The following is a 19,599-nucleotide window of genomic DNA, read 5'->3' on the forward strand; positions in this document are numbered from 1 at the left end:
CCACATAGGCACATAGATATAAGTAAGTAGAAATAATATTAAGATTACATAGCTATTTGAACTTAATATTACTTCCTTTTCAAATTTGTTCTTATGTGTCTATGTGGTTTAAACTTTTTAAGATTTACTTCCACCAATTTTATTGAATTTAAATATCAAAGTCAGCATAAAATAACGGCGCAAAATCAATTCTTCCTTATCCTCCACATAATTGTCACCAATTGTTCTCGTGATGTTCTGGCGCTGATTCAGTAAATCATACACTTTGAATTTCAGCATCATCTGCTTCTTGTAAAACTGATAAGTCAAACTCGAATTCCAGAAATATGACGCTCGGTTGAAACCAGCCGAAATGTTGGAATTGTTTGCGTACCGGAAATCATTCTCCCAAAAAAGGTCTTTCTTCAGGAAATAATTGGTCGTTCCGATATTGACCGTTTGGTTGGCGATTTTCGTTTTGTCCAGACTGTAATTGGTGTAATGCGAGTAAGAATAATTGATTCCAAAAGACGAACGAACATCCATAATGTCTTTCCAGTTGAGCGTCACATTCAGCCTCGGATAAAGCGTGTAAATATCATTCGTGAATTGTGTAGCGTCCACAAATCCCTTTCTGTAGCTGTAACTTGTTGAGAATGTCGGTGCAATTCTCAATCGGTTTCCGTTCCATTTGTAACTTTTGGAAAACGAGGTGTTGAAGTTCGCGCGCTTGTTTCCGCTGATGTTCGCGTACGTGCTGAACTGTTTCCCGGACTCATCAAAGTAAGAAAAATCCACAATGTCATTATTGATATAACTGAAATTCATCGTCGCAAAAAAGTTGATTCCTCTCGCCACATCATTAGAATTATAATTGATGTTCGTCGAGTTTTGCCACGTGCTTTTCAAATCTTTATTTCCCTGAACCGTGATTAATGGATTTGAAATATCGATGAAAGGATTCAGTTCCATTGCCGATGGAATAGTGTAATTGGCATTGTTCGTAATTCTCAGGCTCTTGCTTTTTGTGAACTTATATTGCAACATCAAACTATATTCCGGCAGCACAAAATTCTTTTTGAGCGGTATATTTTCCTGATTATAAATCGAATTAAGGTCAAGTTTGGAATAATTAAGATTCGCGCCAGCACGGAAGGTCAGTTTTTCTTTGTTGAGGTTGTAATTGATTTCAGTATTTAGAAAATCATTATTTTGATTTAAAGTGTTCGATAACAACGAATTGTAGTTTGAATATTCATTTGAATTGGTGTCAAAATCATTCACGATTCTTTCATTGCTCAAATTCTGATGGTCAAAATTCATTTCCATAGAAACTGTCGCCGAATCAGAAATCGGTTCAAAATATTTGAAGTTGGCTCCGAACGTATTTCTGGAATTTTTGGTCTGAGAAAACTGATTTCGGTAATCATTATCCTCCGGCGTTTGGAAAAACAAAGTTTCCTGAAGATTGTAATTCCGGTTCACACTTTGCGCAAAGGTATTATTGATGGAAGCCGAGAGCGAACGTCTTTCATTTTTGAATCGCCTTGTCAAACCAATCGTTGGACTAAAGTTGTTGTTCTCAGAATTTCCTCTAACAGAACTTTTGCTGCTGTTCAGATTTTCGTCGTCTCGAAGCGTGAAAGTATTGCTGTCGCTGACATTATCAACCGAAGTGTTCGCAAAATTGGCAGAAATCGTAACATTTGTCAAAGAATCGATTTTAAGATTAGCATCCGTATTCGCATTGAATTTACTCGTGTCAGAATTTCCATTCCGCTCCGAGTTTTTATCGAGCTTATAATCCGGTAGAAAAGTCGTCCTAGAAGTTTTAGAATAAGTTTCCAGATTGCTGTCGTTGTACTGCAGACTGAGTTTTTCCAAATCCAGATTGTCACCAATTTTGTCCGCATAATTGATTCCTATAATCGAAGTCCGCATAATTCCGCTGTTGACGGCGCGGCCATTTACCGCCGAGTTTTTACTTCTGGTGCCACCATTGTCAAAAAAACTATCGACGGAAAATCCTGTGGTGTTGATATTATTCGAGGCCGCAATCAGAGCAATATTTCTGTCCTTCTGGAATCTCGTCATAAAAAGATTGCCTTCATAACGTTTGTTGCTTCCGTAGCCCAGACTCAGATTACTGAGATTTCCTTTGTTATTTTTTTCATCGATGTTGAAGTTGACCGTCATACTGTCGGATTTCGGCGTTCTTCCGGTGAATTCTTCTTCTCTTGTCTTCGACGTTGTGAATTGGATTTTCTTAATGATATCTGCCGGAAAAGTCTGCAAAGCAATTGTTCCATCTTTATTAAAAAATGGTTTTCCGTTGATAAGAATTTTGTTCACAGGTTTTCCATTAATGGTAATTTTCCCATCTTCATCTGTTTCTACGCCAGGAATTTCTTTTAATAATTCATCGATTTTTGCGTCTGGTTTTACTTTTAGATAGGAAGCTGTGTATTCAACCGTATCTTTTTTGATTTTGACAGGCGAAACCGTGATTTGAACTTCTTCAATACTCGTTACCAAGTCTTTTACCAATTTGATATTTCCAAGTTCTTCGTCCTTATTAATAACATCAAATTTTTTAGAATAGGTTTTAATTTTATCACCTGTAATCTGTAAAAATGAAGGTTCATTCTGAGTTGGAACTTTAAAGCTGAAATTCCCGTTTTTATTCGTTCCTGTAAAATTGATGATGGAAGAATCTTTTTGTTTGATGAGTGAAACCGTTGCGTTTTCCAAAGGCGCGTTATTGTCGTCGGTCACTTTTCCGCTTACGTTGTAAGTTTGTGCGCTTAGTCTCAGGCAGATCAGAATCAAAAGGAAAAGGAATTTTCTCATCAATAGTTTTTAATGGTTAGAAGTTAGATTGGAAATTAGACCAATGTTAAATGCCAATTGCTAAAAATAGAAAAAACCCCTGAAATTCAGAGGTTTTAATATGATTTTAAATCGTTTTGAAAATTAAGCTTTCAAATATCTTGCATAAGCATAACCTTCTTCGCCGTCAGCTGTTTTGATTTTCCACCAGTCGTCAGAAGATTGCTCTACCAAAGTTACGGTTTCACCTTTTGCAGCTTTTCCTACGATAGAAGCGTCCGTTGAAGGTTCCTGACGAATGTTTAAGTTAGAATCATCTGTTGCAACCGTCAAAGAAGCACCAGCTGCCAATCCTGAAACCTGAACATCGATGTTGATATCGGTTGCTGTGTAAGAAGAATCGATAGCGCCTAAAGCGTTCCAAACTGTGTCTTTTGAAGCGCTGTTTGCCGCTTTTCCTGTGATATACAACACGCCATCCTGCTCTTGAACAGAAAGGTCAGAAAGTCCAGCAGACTGAGCTGCAGAAACTACACTTGCGTATTTATCTTGTAAGCTCATAATTATTTAACTGTTATTTTGTTATCGTATTTACCAATTTTAAGAGCATCTACAGACTCTTTCACTTTTCTTGCGTTAGCAGCAGTGGTAGTTCCTGTCAATGTCAAAGTTCCAGCAACATCTTCAGCTTTCACACCTGGGATGTCTTTCAATGCTGTGTTTACTTTTGTTAGAACCGCAGCGTCAACCACGTTTACTTCTACTGGCGCAGCTACAGGAGCTACAGTTGCCATATCGTGAACATCTTTCACACCTTCAACTTTTTTCAAAGCATCGATAGCCGCTTGTTTGTCAGCTTCGGTTGCGAAAACACCGCTCAAGTGTGCTTTGCCTTCCTTCACTTCCACAGAAGTTCCAGGGTAAGCGGTAAGTGTTGTGGTTGCCTGTGATGTCAATTCTGCATCAGAGACTTTCTTTTTACAAGAAACAGCCGTCATTGAGACCATCAGGGCAAGAGCAGCGATTTTAATTGTTTTTCTCATAGTGATTAAATTAATTTATGTTTTTTTAAGCAGTAAAATTAATGCCAAAAGGATTTGTGTTGATTTTTCGGTCATTTAAATTTTAAACTTTCACTTATTGTAAAATTAATTTTTTTTTCGATACAGAAATTAATTTTAAATAAAATTAACAGTTTTATGAGAAGGAGATTTTTAAAATAAAAATGGGAACACAAAATGAATTGCATTCCCATCTGTATAAAAGTAGTTAAGTTATTAGAATGAAATCGTGTTCACTGTTGCAGAAGCAGACGTTGTAGTCGTGCTTTTCAAAGTTGCTCCGGTTGTAGAATAAGTTCCGCCGGTGTACAATCCCCAAGTTGTTGCGCCGCCTACAAAACTTCCGCCTGTGTAACTTCCACCGAAGTAGATTTTATACTGCGTTGATTTTGCTAAATTCGGACTTGAGAAATGGAAATAGTAAACGGCATTTTTTGGTTTAAAGGTCACCATTTCTGTTCCCGCTGCATTTTCGATGTGTAACAAAGAAGTGGCAGCCAACTGCGCCGAAGATTTGATGTACATACTGACTTGTGTAGAAGCTGCTCCCATTGCTTTTGTCATATTGGCGTTGGAACCTGCAGATATTAATGTTCCTCCGTTCATTAGGAACGTTCCGTTGTAATCGATGCCTTCTTCCGGCTGACTTGTCGGTCCGTTGACGATGGTTGTTCCGCCGGAAATTGTAATGTTTCCGTTGCTGTCAATTGCATCACTTCCTGTTACAATGTTAATTCCGCCAGTAATATATAAATGACTTCCGTCGTTTCCTTCAGTTCCACCAGAAACCGTTCCGTAAGTCGCGTTGATGCCGTCGTTAGAAGCGGTAATATTATTGACGCCGCCAGCGAAAGTAATCAATGGTGCTTCAACACCTTCTCCAACGCCAGAAGTTGCAGAAATTGCAGAAACCGTGTTTGTTCCGCCGTTGATGGTTACGGAAACATCAGAATGAATGCCGTCATCTGTTGAAGTGAGCGTATTGTTTCCATTATTAATGACAATTGCACCAGCAGCAACCAAAGTTTTTGGATGAGAATAATCTGTTCCAGAAACCAATAATCTTGCTCCAGTAGTTGTAATCTTTAAAGTTGGATTTCCTGTCGCCGTTCCGATGGTAACTTGACCGTCAGATTTGATTCCCTTTCCTGCGATTCCTGAACTGTTCGTAGTTAATGAGCCACCGCTGATAATGACGTTTGCATCGCCCGAAATCGCAGCAGAAGAATAAGAATCCGTTGCTCCGGTTGTGTTGGTGTATTTTGACCCAGCTCCGGCTGTTGTTATGTTGATTGTTCCACCAGAAATTTCGATATCGGCATCTGCAGAAATTCCTTTTGTTCCGGTCGCGGATGTTGTTCCGGTTACTGTAACGTTTCCGCTTGAGATTGTAACTTTTCCGTCCGCTTTGATTCCTGTTGGGTAAGATGGGTCGAATCCACTTCCAGAAGCATTAAGCAATGTGGCGCCTAAAAGATTCACAGTTGTGCTTCCGCCAGAGATGCTTACATTTCCATCAGCAGAAATTCCTTTGCTCGCCGTTCCGGAATTAGTCAAAACCAAAGTTCCACCAAGAATATTGATATCAGTATCAGAAGAAATCGCAGAAGATGAATAAGAATCTGCAACACCCGTTGTATTGGTGTAAGCCGCTCCGTTTCCAGCTGTTGAGATTGTAATATTTCCGCTGTTGATATTGATTTCCTTACCTGTCGAAATTCCTTTTCCGCCGTTTGCAGTTGAAGCTAAAGTCAGATTAATGGTTGCATTGCTCACAGCCAAGACGCCATCAGTTTTAATTGCAGTAGAGTAGGAAGGGTCAGATCCAGTTCCGGAAGCTGTAAGAACTGCAGCACCGGAAAGATTTGCCGTAATATTCCCGCCACTGATTGTGATGTTTCCTTTTGCGCTGATTGCTTTGGATTGCGCTCCTGTCAAAATCAAATTAATGGTTCCACCAGAAATATTGATGGTGTTACTTCCAGTTTTGATTCCCTTCACATCAGCCGAAGCTAAAGTTGAAGTGATTGAACCTCCCGAAATTGAAACTGCTGCATCGCCAGCGTCAATCGCGTCGCCAACTGCTGTCAACTTCAAAGTTCCGTTGCTCATCGTGAAACCTTCGGAATGTAATCCGTCTGAAGCTGCACCCGTTACGGTGATTGTTCCGTTTTGGATTTCGATATCTTTTGAAGTAGAAACACCGTGTTTTTTTACACCATTAATATTAAGACTTCCCGTTCCGGTTAAAATAATTTTTCCGTCGGTTTGTAACGCGCCGTTTTTGGTATTTGTAGGGCCGTCGGTCAATGAACTTGTTGTTCCGACTGGCAAAGTAAAAGTATGCGTTTGTGCGCCAGTTACGATAATTGCTGGTCCAGCTGCATTGGTCAGATTAAGATTATTAAGAACAAATTTTGCGGGTGAGGTAGAACTCATTGTCAGACTTCCGCTCGTGCTTGTTCCTAAAAGATTATATTCTAAATTGCTTGTTGCAGAAGTTGAGGTTACAGCAACCGTTCCGCCAGTCGCAGTGATGGTTACGCCGCTTGCCGAATAAGGATTGATAATCGTTGCGTTATCTGTTCCGTTGTAGATGATGTAGATTTTGTCAAGATTGACTGTGTTGTTGGTGAATGTCAAACTATCAATTACGTTTTTTCTGATATCCAAAGTGCTGGTCTGCCCGCTCAATTTGAACTTAGAATAGATGTTGTCCAATTTGATGCTGTCCACCGAAGAAATTGGTGACACGTACATCGTGTTGCCGGAATTGTGAACGACCACTTTTTGCTGAGCTTTCATCGAAAAAGAGAAAAGCATCATTACTATTAATAAGATAGATTTTCTCATTTCTTGATAAATTTAAGCGTTACACCATTTGCCTGAACCAAGTAAACACCAGCGTTCAGTTTACAAACATTGATATCTTCGTCAGATTTGTAAGTTCCTGAAACCACCAATTTTCCTTCAAGATTATAAATTTTTACATCCAGAGATTTTGCCTCAGATTTGATTCTGATGTAATCTGTGGAAGGATTTGGATAGAGTTGAAGATTGCTTTTATTAAGACCAACATTCTGAGTCGCCAAAACTTCATCAGTAAAAGTAATTTTCTGGATAATGCTGACAGGAATGCTTGTTTCCGTAGAATTGGCTTCAGTTTTTACCAAAAGATTGTCTCCCGAAAAATAAAGTTTTCCCGATGGCGAAACATTAAAGCTTTGCTCAGTTCCCGTGTAATATTTTATTTTAACGCCTGTCTGTGCGAATCCGAAAACGCCGGCAAACATTAGAAAAATAAAACACACTTTGCTGAAAAAGTGATAGTTATTGTTCATTTTTAATTATTTTAATGAACAAAAATATCTTTACTGTATTAATGAAGAAAAAAAATGCGGAGAATTAAGAAAATGTGTCGGTTTTTGGAATAATTGATAAGAATATTGAGAGAATTTTTGGATAATGATATATAAGAGCTTTGAATATTTAGTCGTGTGGGATTTTCGCTTCTCTAAATATTCCTCGCTCTGAAAATTTATTAGAAAGTATTTTATTTTTAGGAGTTAGGAAACAAGTTCGTCCGTCAATAAATTCTTTTGTTTTTGGATTCAATGTTTTTTGCTCAACGATAATTTTCTCAACTTCTTTGTTTTCATTCTGTAATAGATAAATTTCTCCTTTTTTGATTCTAAGTTCATCTAAATGAATTCCATTCATACTTTCTACATCGTTTAGGTTATAAAAGAATAAACTGTCTTTTGTCTCGGCAAATTTTTCAAAAACATATCTTTCTAATCCTCCATCTTTCTCCGAGTAACCGCGATATTGATAAATTATCGTTTCAATATGAATGTCCTTAGATAAAGATTTCTCAATATTCATCGGTTTGAAAATTGGCTTAGATTTATAATAATCGCTACCACAAGAATTATAGTAGTCGTGTGTAATTCCTACAATTTTTGTTTTATTAGGAATGTCTGAAAGATTATAAAAAGGCAATTCATTTTGCAGGTCGATTTTAAAAGTTTCAGATGAATCCAGAATAACAAATCCATTCGCATTTGAATCTCGACCTCCCCAAGCATCATACTGATATAATATTTTTGAAGTGCCTTCAATTTTTTGAGCATATAAAGTTGAAATTTTCCATTCTCCTAACTTTTCGAATCCGCAACCATAAAAACAAAAAAGTAATATTAAATATTTGAAAGATTTAATTTTCATTGATGACTAATATCTCTAATTACTTTATCCTCAAAAACTCCTTCGCCAACTCAATCATTTTCGGGTCGCCGGTGTATTTCCCTTTTTCGTCAGAAAGTTTTACGGTCGGAATCCATTCATTATTAATGCCTTTTACGCTGATGAGTTTCATCACGATGTTCATAGGTTTCAGTCCAACGTCATTCGTAAGATTAGTTCCGATTCCGAATGAAATTCCGATTCTTCCTTTGCAGTAATTGGTGATTTCTTCCACTTTTTCGAGGTTAAGTCCATCTGAGAAAATAATGTATTTGAACAATGGATTGATGCCTTGCTTCTGATAATGTGCAATCGTTTTGTCCGCAAATTCCAACGGGTCGCCGCTGTCGTGACGAACACCGTCAAACAACTTCGCAAATTTCTTATCAAACTGCTGGAAGAATACTTCCGTAGTATAAGTGTCGGAAAGTGCAACGCCTAAATCACCGCGGTAAACATCGACCCAATTTTCCAACGCGATAGAATTCGCCATCTTGAAACCGAATTCCGCTGCGTGGAACATAAACCATTCGTGCGCGTGCGTCCCAATTGGTTTTACGTTGTAAAGCATCGCCAAATGAACATTCGAAGTTCCTGTAAAAGTCGATTTTTTATCCTGAATCAAAGCGTCCATCACCAATCTGTGAACTTTGTAAGAATGCCTTCTTCGAGTACCAAACTCTGCAAACGGAACACCGAGTTCTGTAAGATGAACGGCTTTTTCCACCGTCTTTTCAATGACTTCTTCGTTGGTCTGTCTTTCCAGATGATTCATTTCGTAATGAAGCTCGCTAATCAAAGCAAGCAAAGGAACTTCCCAAAGAATCGTTCTGTACCAAAGTCCTTCGACGGAAACTTTAAGCTCGTTTCCGATTTGTTCAATTTTCACTTCCGAAGGGTCGTAATGAAAACCTTCCAGAAAATCGAGGTAGGGAAGGGCGAGATATGGACAAGTGACCTTGAGATATTTTTTTTCGTCTTTGGTGAGTTTAAGTTCTGCCATTGCGTTGACAGATTTTCTGAGTTCATCTGCAAAACCTTCCGGAAACTCGTGTTTTCCGCGGTTGATGAATTCGTATTTTACAATTTCGTTGGTGAATAATTTCACGACTGCATTTTGCATTGTGATTTTATAAAAGTCATTATCCAGAATAGAATTCAGCCGAACCTCGCGCATAAAAATATCGTTTACACAAATCTAAGGAATTTTGTTGAGGAGAATTTGGTGTAGCATATTTTTAATCATTAATACATTCTACTTTTTTACATTGTACAATTTTACAATTCTTACTTTTGCAAAAATGATTTTGAAATGGTAAAAGCGCTGATGTATTTTGTGGTCGGAACGTTAATTAGTTTTTTCCTGAGACGTCTTACAGGAAGTCCAGTGGATTTTTGGGTAGAACTTTATGTGGCCTCAGCTTTTGGGATTGGTTGGGGATTGGCTTATTTCGTAGACCACCCGGATTGGTCTTTGCCAAAGAAAATGGGGATTTCTTTTTTAGGAATTATATTTCTCGTTGTTTTGGGCTTGCTATGTTTTGACTTCGAAGTTGCCGTTTCTTCCATCCTGAAATTTTCGACCGTATTCGTAGCTTATTATATGATAGCGAGTTTCAGAGAAAGCAAATCGCTGAGGTATTAGTTGGCTGATAGCAATTTGCTTTGGTAATTTGCTTTGGTAATTTGCTTCGATACTTATAATATATTAAAAAGCCAGACTTCTCAGGAAATCTGGCTTTTTTATTTTGTTTAATGAATCATCAGGAAACTTATGAGTGCTAATCCGATAATTAAAAAAGTAAAAGCAAAGAAGTTAAACCAAAGAGTTAGAAATCCAATGATTAAACTGACTCTTTTTTTAGTATTATAAACGCGTTTGTGGGCAATGAAAAAGTAGATGATGTCATAAAAGAAAACGCAGAAAATTCCTACGTACAACAGTTTGTTGATAAATGGCACGCTACAATATTCTGAAACTTTATATAAAAGTAGGGAAGCTAATAACGATAACAATAGAAAAGAAAAGTAATGTAATGTGAAAATACCGTGGTCGAAATACCACCATCTTTTTTTGTTATGAAACAGCCATAAAATAAAGGCGAAAATTGGGAGATAAATGAAAAGTGCTTTTGGAAGATTATGAATGGTTGTCTCTATAAACCCTGTTAAGATTTCACTCTTTTTGTAGCCTTTTTTCTGTAATTCAGCCAGCTTATTATGGATTGGTCGATTAAAGAAATTATTATCAGAAATGGCAATTTCATCCTCGTCTAGTTTCTTGTCCATATCGAATGTCTCTTCAATTTCATCGATTTTTGAAGAGTCTGCAAGCATAGGAGTGTACTTGGCAATAATGATGCTGTCTTCTTTCGTCCACTTTTCTTTGGCCTTAGCATCGTTAAGCGCTTTTTGTATTTCGGCGATTTTGTTTTTTTGAGGCAACAATTTGGTTGTTCCCTTTCCCTCGAAGTTGATGTCAAATGGTGGGAATAATGCAAATAAGAAAAATGTAACGAAACTGACAAAAATATAAAGCTTCACTGGTGGAACGAAAGTTTGTCGCTTTCCTTCAAGATAAGTGCTCGTAAGTTTCCCTGGTTTGAAGAACAGATTTTTCAAAGTTCCCCAAAACTGTCCATCGTAATGTGTGAAATCTTCCACAAAATGAGTGAAGAGATAATGGAAAGGCTGTCTGGTCTGGATGTTTTGCTGTCCACAATTAGGACAATATTTTTCCTCAACTGTATGTCCGCAATTCAGGCAGTCTTTTTCTTCTCTCAGTTTTCCGTGGCTCATTTTAGAATTTTCACCAAAAATATAAAAAAGGAGTCTTATATAATAGCCTTCATATTAATTAATTTTGAACAGTGCGGTCAGAATTCGAATTAATAACTCATTAATTATTAGAAATTTAAAATCTTTTTTACGGATTAATTTTTCAGCCGAAAAAATTTTGCTACCTTTGCACACCCGTAAGGGAAAATTATGTTTAATCGTAAACGATAAATTGTGAATACATTAAGTTACAAAACAGTATCGGCAAACAAGGCTACAGCAAATAAAGAATGGGTTGTTGTAGACGCTGCTGGGCAACCGTTGGGAAGATTAGCTTCTACCGTTGCAAAGATTTTGAGAGGTAAGCACAAAACGAACTTCACACCTCACGCAGATTGCGGAGACAATGTGATCGTTTTGAACGCTGGGAAAGTTACACTTTCCGGAAACAAGTGGGCAGATAAAACTTACATCTGGCATACAGGATATCCTGGTGGTCAGAAGTTTATGACTGCAGACGAGCTTAAGAAAAAAGACGAACTGAAAGTTTTGGAAAGATCTATCAAAGGGATGCTTCCTAAAAACAGACTAGGTTCTGCTTTGTTCAAAAACCTTTATTTATATGAAGGAACAGAACACAAACACGAAGCTCAGCAGCCTAAAGTAATCAATGTTAACGAATTCAAATAATTAATATGTCTACAGTACACAAAATCGGAAGAAGAAAAACTTCTGTTGCAAGAGTTTTTGTTAAGCCAGGAACTGGCGTTATTAGCATAAACGGTAAAGATGCTAAAACTTATTTCTGTACGGATGTTTTGGTTTATAAAGTGAATCAGCCATTTTTGTTGACAGAAACTGTTGATCAATATGATCTTAAAGTGAATGTTTTCGGAGGAGGGATTACTGGACAAGCTGAGGCTATCAGACTAGGAGTTTCCAGAGCATTATGCGCAATCAATGAGGAATATCGTTTGGTTCTTAAGCCACACGGATTGCTTACAAGAGATGCAAGAATGGTTGAGAGAAAGAAATTCGGTCAGAAAAAAGCAAGAAAGAGATTCCAGTTCTCAAAACGTTAATTTCAAGATTCAAGATTTCAGACTCAAGATTCAGGACTTTATGTTTTCTTCTTGGTTCTCGATTCTTGGTTCTATTTATCAACAAAATATTGCCCGTTACGTTTAGCATCCAAACTTTACTCCCATCTAAAGTAAAGTTGATTGCGGAAAAGCGGAAAGTAAACTAACAAAAAACAAGAAAACATGGCAAAAGCAAATGTAAAAGACCTTTTAGAGGCTGGCGTACACTTCGGTCACATGACTAGAAAGTGGAATCCAAATATGGCTCCATACATTTTCATGGAGAAAAACGGTATTCACATCGTAGATTTACATAAAACAGCTGTTAAATTGGACGAGGCTTGCGTAGCTTTGGAAAAATTAACTTCTGCAGGTAAAAAAGTTCTTTTCGTAGCAACTAAAAAGCAAGCGAAAGAAGTAGTAGCAAAACACGCTGCTGAACTTAATATGCCTTATATTACAGAAAGATGGCCAGGCGGTATGCTTACAAACTTTGTAACTATCAGAAAAGCGGTTAAGAAAATGAACTCTATCGATAAAATGAAGAAAGACGGTACTTTCGAAACTTTATCCAAAAAAGAAAGACTACAAGTTGATCGTCAAAGAGCAAATCTTGAGAAAAACTTAGGTTCTATCTCAGACATGGTTCGTCTTCCTTCAGCTATTTTCGTAGTTGACATTATGAGAGAGCACATCGCAGTGACTGAAGCTAAAAAATTGGGTATCCCAGTTTTCGGTATCGTAGATACTAACTCAGATCCAAGAAAAGTGGACTTCGTAATCCCAGGAAATGATGATGCATCAAAATCTATTGATATGTTGTTGAGCGTAGTTTCAGAATCTATCAAAGAAGGTTTATCTCAAAGAAAAGCAGACAAAGAAAAATCTAAAGAAGAAGGCGAAAAAGTTTCTGCAGACGCAGATGCTGATTTCGATGCTGAATAATCAGATTTTTTATAAAATAGAAAAGCGGTTTCAAATTTTTGAGACCGCTTTTTTTTGTGCAAGATTCTAATTATTTGGGCGCCTTTATCCGCCTTCCGCTCCCAATCTTTTTTGCAGACGATATTCCATTAAGTTGAAATTATGTACACGCAAAAAAGGATTTCCGCTCAAGTCGGGGCGCAGATTTGTTAAAATATTAAGGTTTCTCAATCAATGTAGAGACAAACTATTCAAAGTTTAATCCTAAAAGCCTTGTCAAGGTTTCAAACCTTGACAAGGCTAGGTCAAGACTAAACAAAAAAACCTTCCAAAGTTTCAAACTCTGAAAGGTTTATATTTAATTAGGTTTTAAGATGTTAAGCCAAAAGCTAAAAGCAAATTGCCAACAGCAAAATCTTACCCTTTGAATTCTCCCATCGCAATGAATTTCTCCTGACGATCGTTAACCAATTTCTCTGGAGCTTGCTTAGATAATGTTTTAATGTCTTTTAAAAGGACTTTCTTCACATTTTCATAAGTAGTTACAGCGTCATAATGAGCGCCTCCTAAAGGCTCTGGAATGATGCCGTCGATCAATTCCTGTTTTAGCATATCTTCTGCTGTCAGTTTCATTGTTGTAGCGGCAGTTTCTTTATATTCCCAGCTTCTCCAAAGGATTGCAGAACAATTTTCCGGAGAGATTACAGAATACCAAGTATTCTCCATCATATAAACTTTGTTTCCAACGCCAATTCCCAACGCACCACCACTCGCACCTTCACCGATGATGATGGTGATGATTGGCACTTTAAGAGAACACATTTCGAAAATATTTCTCGCAATCGCTTCACCTTGTCCACGTTCTTCAGCTTCCAATCCAGGATAAGCTCCTGGCGTATCAATCAAAGTTACCACAGGAATATTGAATTTCTCTGCCAACTTCATCAATCTAAGAGCCTTTCTGTAACCTTCAGGATTTGACATTCCAAAACGTCTGTGCTGACGTTCTTTGGTCGTTCTTCCTTTTTGAGTCCCAATCAACATTACCGTGTTTCCGCTGATGCTGGCAATTCCGCCGATCATTGCAGGATCATCACCGAAGTTTCTGTCACCGTGGAGTTCCACAAAACTTCCTTCGTCTGCCAAACCGTTGATATAATCAAGCGTGTAAGGTCTGTCCGGATGTCTCGATAATTGAACTCTCTGCCAAGGCGTCAGATTTCCGTATATTTTTTTCTTAGTTTCTTCTATTTTGGTTTTGATCTTTTTGCAGGATTCATCTACATCAATGCCGCTTTCTGTACCCAGTTGCACACATTTTTCGTACTGATCTATCAATTCCTTTACAGGTTGTTCAAATTCTAAATATTCCATGTTTTGTTTGGATTAAACCCTCAAAAATAATGTTTTTTTTATAAATCGATTTTGAAAAAGACAATTAATTTACAGCAATTGCTTTTTCTATTCTTTTTAAAGTTTCTTCTTTCCCGATAATGTTCATAATATCCGGAACGTCAGGGCCTTTCAGTTCTCCAACTAATGCTAATCGAAGTGGCATCATCACTTTTCCCATTCCCAAAGAATGTTCTTCTGCAAAATGATGGATCGCTTCCTTCAGCATTTCAGAATCAAATTCTGAAGTTTCCAACTTGGTTGAGAAGTCTTTTAATATTGCTGAAGTTGTATCATTCCAGGCTTTCTTTAATGCTTTTTCGTCGTAAGATGTTGGCGCTTCGAAGAAGAATTTCCCATCGTTGAAAATATCAACCACGAAAGTCGCTCTTTCTTTCATTAATGAAACGATTTTCAATAATTTATCATCAGATAGATTTAATGCCTTTACTTCATCAACTTCTTTTAATAATTCTAAGACTTCTTCATTAGATTTAGTTTTAAGATATTCCTGATTGAACCATTTAGCTTTCTGCGGATCGAATCTTGCGCCCGCTTTATGAACTTTATGAAGGTCAAATTCCGCGATCATTTCGTCCATAGAAACTATTTCTCTATCGTTTGCAGGCGTCCAACCTAGCAATGCAGTCATATTAATGAACGCTTCCGGGAAATAACCAGATTCTTTGTAACCTTTCCAGATCTCATCGCTTTCCGGATCTTTGAAATTCATTGGGAAAACCGGAAAACCGAATTTAGCGCCATCTCTTTTGCTCAATTTTCCTTTGCCTTCAGGTTTTAGAATCAATGACAAGTGAGCAAACTCAGGCGCTTCCCAATTCATTGCTTCATAAAGCAAAACGTGCAAAGGCATAGATGGCAACCACTCTTCACCGCGGATAACATGAGAGATTTTCATTTCGAAATCATCCACCACATTGGCGAAATGGTAAGTTGGCATTCCATCGTTTTTGATCAAAACCTTGTCGTCAAGCGTATTGGTATTCACAGAAAAATTACCTCTGATGATATCCTGAAGATTCAAAGTTCTGTCAACCGGCATTTTGAAACGTACTACGTACGGAACGCTCGCATCCAATAATTTCTGAACTTCTTCATGAGAAAGAGAAATGCTGTTTTTAAGTTGTTGTCTTGTCTGATGATTGTAAGAGAAAACATCGCCTCTAGCTTCGAAGTCTTTACGGATTGCATCCAATTCTTCCGGCGTATCAAAAGCCAAATAAGCATAATCGGTTTTCAGGATTTGCTCTTTGTATCTGTCGTAGATGTCTCTTCTTTCAGATTGTCTGTAAGGTGCGTATGGTCCGCCAACTCTTGGGCTTTCGTCCGGGATGATGCCGCACCATTCCAAAGAATTCATAATGTAATCTTCAGCACCTTCCACGTATCTTGCCGTGTCTGTATCTTCAATTCGAAGAACAAATTCACCACCTTGGTTTTTGGCGAAAAGATAATCATATAAAGCTGTTCTCACGCCTCCAAGATGTAAAGCGCCAGTCGGGCTAGGTGCAAATCGCACTCTTACTTTTTTCATATAAAATAATTATTTTTAAAAGTCAATTTCATGACTGAAAAATTGTGGTGCAAAATTAAGAAATTCTGAGCGTTTTGACTTTTGAATTTGGTAAATCTTTTCTGAAATAGTACTTTTGCCTATTAAAATAAAACTATATGTTGGAAATAGGCGAAAGACCCTGGGGGAAATATTTTGTTTTAGCAGATGAGCCTCATTATAAATTAAAAAGAATAGAGGTAAATCCAGGACAGAAATTGTCTTATCAATTCCACTACAAAAGACAAGAACAATGGACTATTATTGAAGGTAATGCCACGATTGTCTTGGATGGAGAAGAAATTCCGTTAGCTTACGGACAAAGTATTTTTATTCCATTAGGCGCAAAACACAGAATCATGAATCTTACAGACAAACCGGTTGTCTTTATCGAAGTACAGACTGGAACTTACTTTGGTGAAGATGATATTGTGAGGTTGGAAGATGAGTATGATAGAAATTAATTTTTGGTCGAGAGTAATTTATAAGTGTTAATTTGATAAAAACTGTGTGGAAATACAATACCAATGAAAATATTACTAGATCCACAGATTTTTAATCAGCAGACTTACGGGGGTATATCAAGATATTATACAGAAGTATTTTCTATTCTTTCGAAAGAAAGTAATGTAGAGATCGTTTTGCCGCTCTATAAATCTGACAATGCTTATCTGAAAAATACCGATTTATTAATTGACAACAAACCACTCAACTTTCTGTACAGTATTTTGTCTTTATTTAAAATTAGCACAAGAACACTTAGAAAGAAAAAATCAGATAAGCTGCTACGCAGAATTTTTGAAGAGTCTTCTTATGATTTGTTTGTTCCTACTTATTACAATCCCTATTTTTTGGATAAAATAAAAGACAAACCTTTTGTCCTTACAGTTTATGATATGATTCATGAATTAATGCCGCAATATTTTGAGAATGATCCATATAACGTAGCAGAATTCAAAGCATTATTAATTACAAGAGCAACCAAGATAATAGCAGTATCAAACAATACAAAGAAAGACATACTCAAGTTTTATCCTCAAATTGATCCGAATAAAATAAAAGTTATTTACCACGGCAGTTCTATAAAAATAGAACCAAACATAAAGGTAAATTTGCCTGACAATTATATTTTATATGTCGGATCGCGTGCCAATTACAAAAATTTCGAATTTTTGGTTCAAGCTATAACTCCTTTGTTAAAAGCTAATCCAAAATTAAATCTTTTAGCAGCAGGTGGAGGAGAATTTGATGATGATGAAGTGGAATGGATCAAAAGTTTAAATATTGAAAAGCAGATAATCCAAAAAAATTTCGAAGAGAATGAACTTGGATATTTTTATAAGAATGCTAAACTTTTTGTTTTCCCCTCATTATATGAAGGCTTCGGAATTCCGGTCTTAGAATCGATGGCATCTGGTTGTCCTATAATTTTAACAAAACACGGTTCATTTCCGGAGGTTGCAGGAGAAGCGGGAATTTATTTTGACAGTAATTCTATAAAAGATCTTCAGTATAAAATTCAAATGCTGTTGGATGATAGTGGATTAAGAGCAGAATTCATTAAAAAAGGATTCGAGCAAGTAAAAAAGTACAATTGGAAAGATGCTGCAGAAAAATGTTTGAAAGTTTATCAGGAGGCAATGTCCCAAAAATAAAAGTAAAATGTCAGTTAAGTTAACAATAATCACCATAAATTATAACAATAAGGAGGGTTTACTAAAAACGTTCGACTCTATAAAAAAACAAATCTGGACTGATTTTGAATTTTTGGTCATTGATGGAGGGAGTACAGATGGAAGTAAAGAACTGATAGAGTCTAATTCACAAATCAATTATTGGGTTAGTGAAAAAGATTCCGGAGTTTATAATGCTATGAACAAAGGTATCCTGAAATCTACTGGTGAATACATCATCTTTATGAATAGTGGTGATTTTTTTTATAATGAATTTGTACTTGATAAAATAAAAAATCAATTAAACCTTAATATTGGTATTTTATATGGAGACTCGGTTTTCTTCAATGATGAAGGATATCGGAAAGTGATAAAAACTCCTAAAAATTTAACGTTTGGTTTCTTTTATGATGGCGGTCTTAATCATCAGGCAGCGTTTATAAAAAGATCTTTATTTACTGACTATTTTCTTTATAATGAAAGTTATAAAATTTGTGCAGATTGGGAGTTTTTTATAATCCTGATCTGTATTCACAATGTTTCACACAAGTATCTGAACGAGATCATTTGTTATTACGATTTTTCGGGCATTTCAGCAAAATTGGAAAATCTGCCAATTTACATTCAGGAAAGAGAGGAAACGCTGAACAAATATTTTCCAGCATTCAGGGAGGATGCAGAATTAACTAGGGAAACGCGTGCTAAAAGAGTGAAACAAGTCTTACATATTAAACAATATCCCGTGGCTTGGCGTATTTTCAAATGGATGATCAGTTTATTTCTATTATTTTTACCAAAATATCAAAATAATTCTTTACCAAAATAATATTCTTATTAAGTACTTGATAATAATAAAGTCATGTATTTTCCGTCATTTTTTTGAAATTATCTTCGTGTACAAATCTGGAGAGTAGTAATACAATCGCAGGTAAAAATAGTATTCCAAACCAATATTTGCAGCTGGATATTTGAGAAAAGATTTAAAAGACTTTCGGATTTGTTCCTTTTCCGTTTTCATTTCGTTTTTATTGGTTTGGCGAAGGATCCGCTTGAGAACCATCAGTAGTTTCCTGACAATATTTTTTGTGATCTTCGGGTCATTTTTTACTTCTGTCGTGCTTTGCCAGAATCTAAAAACATCCATTATCGATAGATAGAAATGATAAGCTGTTTCGGGAGAAAGATTATGAGATAGACTGTCACCATGCTGTATGTAGTGATAAAGCTGCCTGTTGGATTTGACAACTTTTACCGCCTTATCAAAAATCTTGAAAAGCGTTGAATAGTCTTCAAAACATTTCAGATTTTCCGGAAAATTTACATTATTAAAAAAAGCAACTTTATATAATTTGCCCCACGGATGGCTTTGTATCACATGATCTTCCAAAAGCAGCGCTAATGCTCTCTTTCCATCGATTATTTTCTCCTCAGATGTAGGTTTGGTGAAGACAATATTACCATCCGCATCTTCATAGGATGCTTCTACAATAGCAATATCCGCATTTTCTTCTATAAGTGAGTGGTACAATTCAGAGCAATAATCGGACTCCACCCAGTCATCCGAGTCCACAAAACAAATATATTCTCCCGTTGCTGTTTTTACACCTTTGTTTCTCGCTTTCGAGACGCCCGAGTTTTCCTGTTTGATGATTTTTATTCTTACATCTCTACTTTCAAAGTCTTTATAAATTGTTGAAGTTCCATCGGTAGAGCCATCATCTACAAGAATGATTTCTAAATTTGTATAAGATTGGTGAACCACAGAATTTAGGCATTTTTCCAACGACCGTTCGGCATTATAACAAGGGATGATCAGACTTATCAGTGGATGATTATTCATGAAAATTGCAACAGGCTAATACTTGAATTAAGAAAAGTTTATATCAGGAAAAATCACTTTTTTATATTTTTTCATAAAACTACAACTATTGCAAACAGCCATATTTGCCAGACGTTTTATGTTGCAATTTAAGAGAAAATATTAGGCCAAACAAATTTTTAATATCCGCTGTTTTTATCCTAAATTTGACCAGAAAACACAATCTGTTATAAGACGAAAGGCT

At 36.6% G+C, this 19,599-nt stretch carries 18 protein-coding genes; 7 read left to right on the forward strand and 11 right to left on the reverse strand.

Features of this window, described 5'->3' with window-relative positions; translation table 11 throughout:
- Window positions 1-117: 117 nt before the first annotated feature.
- The 7 genes from LUD75_RS15250 to pncB all read right to left on the reverse strand — a co-directional run bounded on the left by LUD75_RS15250 (window position 118) and on the right by pncB (window position 9,291).
- Complete coding sequence (locus tag LUD75_RS15250) at window positions 118-2,829, reverse strand: TonB-dependent receptor (RefSeq protein WP_232706695.1); 2,712 nt, start codon at window positions 2,827-2,829, stop codon at window positions 118-120.
- A 123-nt stretch (window positions 2,830-2,952) separates the two neighbouring features.
- Window positions 2,953-3,369 carry an SH3 domain-containing protein gene (locus LUD75_RS15255; protein WP_232706696.1) on the reverse strand — a complete coding sequence of 139 codons (417 nt, stop codon included), beginning with the start codon at window positions 3,367-3,369 and terminating at the stop codon, window positions 2,953-2,955.
- A 2-nt stretch (window positions 3,370-3,371) separates the two neighbouring features.
- A complete protein-coding gene (locus LUD75_RS15260; RefSeq protein ID WP_034976341.1) occupies window positions 3,372-3,851 on the reverse strand; it encodes a BON domain-containing protein in 480 nt (159 codons plus the stop codon).
- Between the two features lie 234 nt (window positions 3,852-4,085).
- Window positions 4,086-6,722, reverse strand: coding sequence for a carbohydrate-binding domain-containing protein (locus tag LUD75_RS15265; protein WP_232706697.1), 2,637 nt, complete (start codon window positions 6,720-6,722; stop codon window positions 4,086-4,088).
- On the reverse strand, window positions 6,719-7,210 hold the full coding sequence (locus LUD75_RS15270) for a T9SS type A sorting domain-containing protein (RefSeq protein WP_232706698.1): 492 nt from the start codon (window positions 7,208-7,210) through the stop codon (window positions 6,719-6,721). The genes LUD75_RS15265 and LUD75_RS15270 overlap by 4 nt, the downstream gene beginning before the upstream one ends.
- Window positions 7,211-7,358: 148 nt before the next feature.
- Window positions 7,359-8,096, reverse strand: a complete 738-nt coding sequence (locus LUD75_RS15275; protein ID WP_232706699.1) for a hypothetical protein — start codon at window positions 8,094-8,096, stop codon at window positions 7,359-7,361.
- 19 nt (window positions 8,097-8,115) lie between these two features.
- Window positions 8,116-9,291, reverse strand: coding sequence for a nicotinate phosphoribosyltransferase (gene pncB, locus LUD75_RS15280; RefSeq protein ID WP_232706700.1), 1,176 nt, complete (start codon window positions 9,289-9,291; stop codon window positions 8,116-8,118).
- 135 nt (window positions 9,292-9,426) lie between these two features.
- On the opposite strand from pncB, the gene LUD75_RS15285 reads away from it, so the two are divergent.
- Window positions 9,427-9,759, forward strand: coding sequence for a hypothetical protein (locus LUD75_RS15285; RefSeq protein ID WP_232706701.1), 333 nt, complete (start codon window positions 9,427-9,429; stop codon window positions 9,757-9,759).
- Window positions 9,760-9,866: 107 nt separating this feature from the next.
- Here the strand turns inward: LUD75_RS15285 and LUD75_RS15290 are convergent, their stop codons facing one another.
- The gene (locus LUD75_RS15290; protein WP_232706702.1) at window positions 9,867-10,913 is read right to left on the reverse strand and encodes a DUF3667 domain-containing protein; all 1,047 of its coding nucleotides are present in this window, start codon (window positions 10,911-10,913) and stop codon (window positions 9,867-9,869) included.
- 213 nt (window positions 10,914-11,126) lie between these two features.
- Between LUD75_RS15290 and rplM the strand changes: the two genes are divergently transcribed.
- The 3 genes from rplM (at window position 11,127) to rpsB (ending at window position 12,919) form a co-directional block, all read left to right on the forward strand.
- Complete coding sequence (gene rplM / locus LUD75_RS15295) at window positions 11,127-11,582, forward strand: 50S ribosomal protein L13 (RefSeq protein WP_034969716.1); 456 nt, start codon at window positions 11,127-11,129, stop codon at window positions 11,580-11,582.
- A gap of 5 nt (window positions 11,583-11,587) precedes the next feature.
- Complete coding sequence (gene rpsI / locus LUD75_RS15300) at window positions 11,588-11,974, forward strand: 30S ribosomal protein S9 (RefSeq protein WP_034969720.1); 387 nt, start codon at window positions 11,588-11,590, stop codon at window positions 11,972-11,974.
- Between the two features lie 183 nt (window positions 11,975-12,157).
- Window positions 12,158-12,919 carry a 30S ribosomal protein S2 gene (gene rpsB, locus LUD75_RS15305; RefSeq protein WP_028121230.1) on the forward strand — a complete coding sequence of 254 codons (762 nt, stop codon included), beginning with the start codon at window positions 12,158-12,160 and terminating at the stop codon, window positions 12,917-12,919.
- Between the two features lie 396 nt (window positions 12,920-13,315).
- Here the strand turns inward: rpsB and LUD75_RS15310 are convergent, their stop codons facing one another.
- Together LUD75_RS15310 and gltX are read right to left on the reverse strand one after the other, a co-directional pair.
- On the reverse strand, window positions 13,316-14,272 hold the full coding sequence (locus LUD75_RS15310) for an acetyl-CoA carboxylase carboxyltransferase subunit alpha (protein ID WP_232706703.1): 957 nt from the start codon (window positions 14,270-14,272) through the stop codon (window positions 13,316-13,318).
- A gap of 64 nt (window positions 14,273-14,336) precedes the next feature.
- A complete protein-coding gene (gltX, locus tag LUD75_RS15315; RefSeq protein WP_232706704.1) occupies window positions 14,337-15,845 on the reverse strand; it encodes a glutamate--tRNA ligase in 1,509 nt (502 codons plus the stop codon).
- A 140-nt stretch (window positions 15,846-15,985) separates the two neighbouring features.
- Here gltX and LUD75_RS15320 point away from each other — a divergent pair, with 140 nt between their 5' ends.
- The 3 genes from LUD75_RS15320 to LUD75_RS15330 all read left to right on the forward strand — a co-directional run bounded on the left by LUD75_RS15320 (window position 15,986) and on the right by LUD75_RS15330 (window position 18,362).
- On the forward strand, window positions 15,986-16,327 hold the full coding sequence (locus tag LUD75_RS15320; protein ID WP_232706845.1) for a phosphomannose isomerase type II C-terminal cupin domain: 342 nt from the start codon (window positions 15,986-15,988) through the stop codon (window positions 16,325-16,327).
- Between the two features lie 264 nt (window positions 16,328-16,591).
- Window positions 16,592-17,518: a glycosyltransferase family 1 protein gene (locus LUD75_RS15325; protein WP_232706705.1), complete on the forward strand. Its 927-nt coding sequence runs from the start codon at window positions 16,592-16,594 to the stop codon at window positions 17,516-17,518.
- Window positions 17,519-17,525: 7 nt separating this feature from the next.
- Complete coding sequence (locus LUD75_RS15330) at window positions 17,526-18,362, forward strand: glycosyltransferase family 2 protein (RefSeq protein ID WP_232706706.1); 837 nt, start codon at window positions 17,526-17,528, stop codon at window positions 18,360-18,362.
- 45 nt (window positions 18,363-18,407) lie between these two features.
- On the opposite strand, the gene LUD75_RS15335 is transcribed toward LUD75_RS15330, so the two are convergent.
- Window positions 18,408-19,376, reverse strand: a complete 969-nt coding sequence (locus tag LUD75_RS15335; protein ID WP_232706707.1) for a glycosyltransferase — start codon at window positions 19,374-19,376, stop codon at window positions 18,408-18,410.
- Between the last annotated feature and the right edge of the window lie 223 nt (window positions 19,377-19,599).

It is taken from the genome of Epilithonimonas sp. JDS (assembly GCF_021261315.1).
Classification (GTDB): Bacteria; Bacteroidota; Bacteroidia; order Flavobacteriales; family Weeksellaceae; genus Epilithonimonas.

Bases quoted from the DNA above. Each gene is read 5' to 3' on its own strand.
- rpsI (WP_034969720.1), top strand. From the start codon at position 11,588: ATGTCTACAGTACACAAAATCGGAAGAAGAAAAACTTCTGTTGCAAGA.
- LUD75_RS15285 (WP_232706701.1), top strand. From the start codon at position 9,427: ATGGTAAAAGCGCTGATGTATTTTGTGGTCGGAACGTTAATTAGTTTT.
- rpsB (WP_028121230.1), top strand. From the start codon at position 12,158: ATGGCAAAAGCAAATGTAAAAGACCTTTTAGAGGCTGGCGTACACTTC.
- LUD75_RS15330 (WP_232706706.1), top strand. From the start codon at position 17,526: ATGTCAGTTAAGTTAACAATAATCACCATAAATTATAACAATAAGGAG.
- LUD75_RS15260 (WP_034976341.1), bottom strand. From the start codon at position 3,851: ATGAGAAAAACAATTAAAATCGCTGCTCTTGCCCTGATGGTCTCAATG.
- gltX (WP_232706704.1), bottom strand. From the start codon at position 15,845: ATGAAAAAAGTAAGAGTGCGATTTGCACCTAGCCCGACTGGCGCTTTA.
- LUD75_RS15310 (WP_232706703.1), bottom strand. From the start codon at position 14,272: ATGGAATATTTAGAATTTGAACAACCTGTAAAGGAATTGATAGATCAG.
- LUD75_RS15290 (WP_232706702.1), bottom strand. From the start codon at position 10,913: ATGAGCCACGGAAAACTGAGAGAAGAAAAAGACTGCCTGAATTGCGGA.
- LUD75_RS15250 (WP_232706695.1), bottom strand. From the start codon at position 2,829: ATGAGAAAATTCCTTTTCCTTTTGATTCTGATCTGCCTGAGACTAAGC.
- LUD75_RS15335 (WP_232706707.1), bottom strand. From the start codon at position 19,376: ATGAATAATCATCCACTGATAAGTCTGATCATCCCTTGTTATAATGCC.
- LUD75_RS15255 (WP_232706696.1), bottom strand. From the start codon at position 3,369: ATGAGCTTACAAGATAAATACGCAAGTGTAGTTTCTGCAGCTCAGTCT.
- pncB (WP_232706700.1), bottom strand. From the start codon at position 9,291: ATGCGCGAGGTTCGGCTGAATTCTATTCTGGATAATGACTTTTATAAA.
- LUD75_RS15275 (WP_232706699.1), bottom strand. From the start codon at position 8,096: ATGAAAATTAAATCTTTCAAATATTTAATATTACTTTTTTGTTTTTAT.
- LUD75_RS15265 (WP_232706697.1), bottom strand. From the start codon at position 6,722: ATGAGAAAATCTATCTTATTAATAGTAATGATGCTTTTCTCTTTTTCG.
- LUD75_RS15270 (WP_232706698.1), bottom strand. From the start codon at position 7,210: ATGAACAATAACTATCACTTTTTCAGCAAAGTGTGTTTTATTTTTCTA.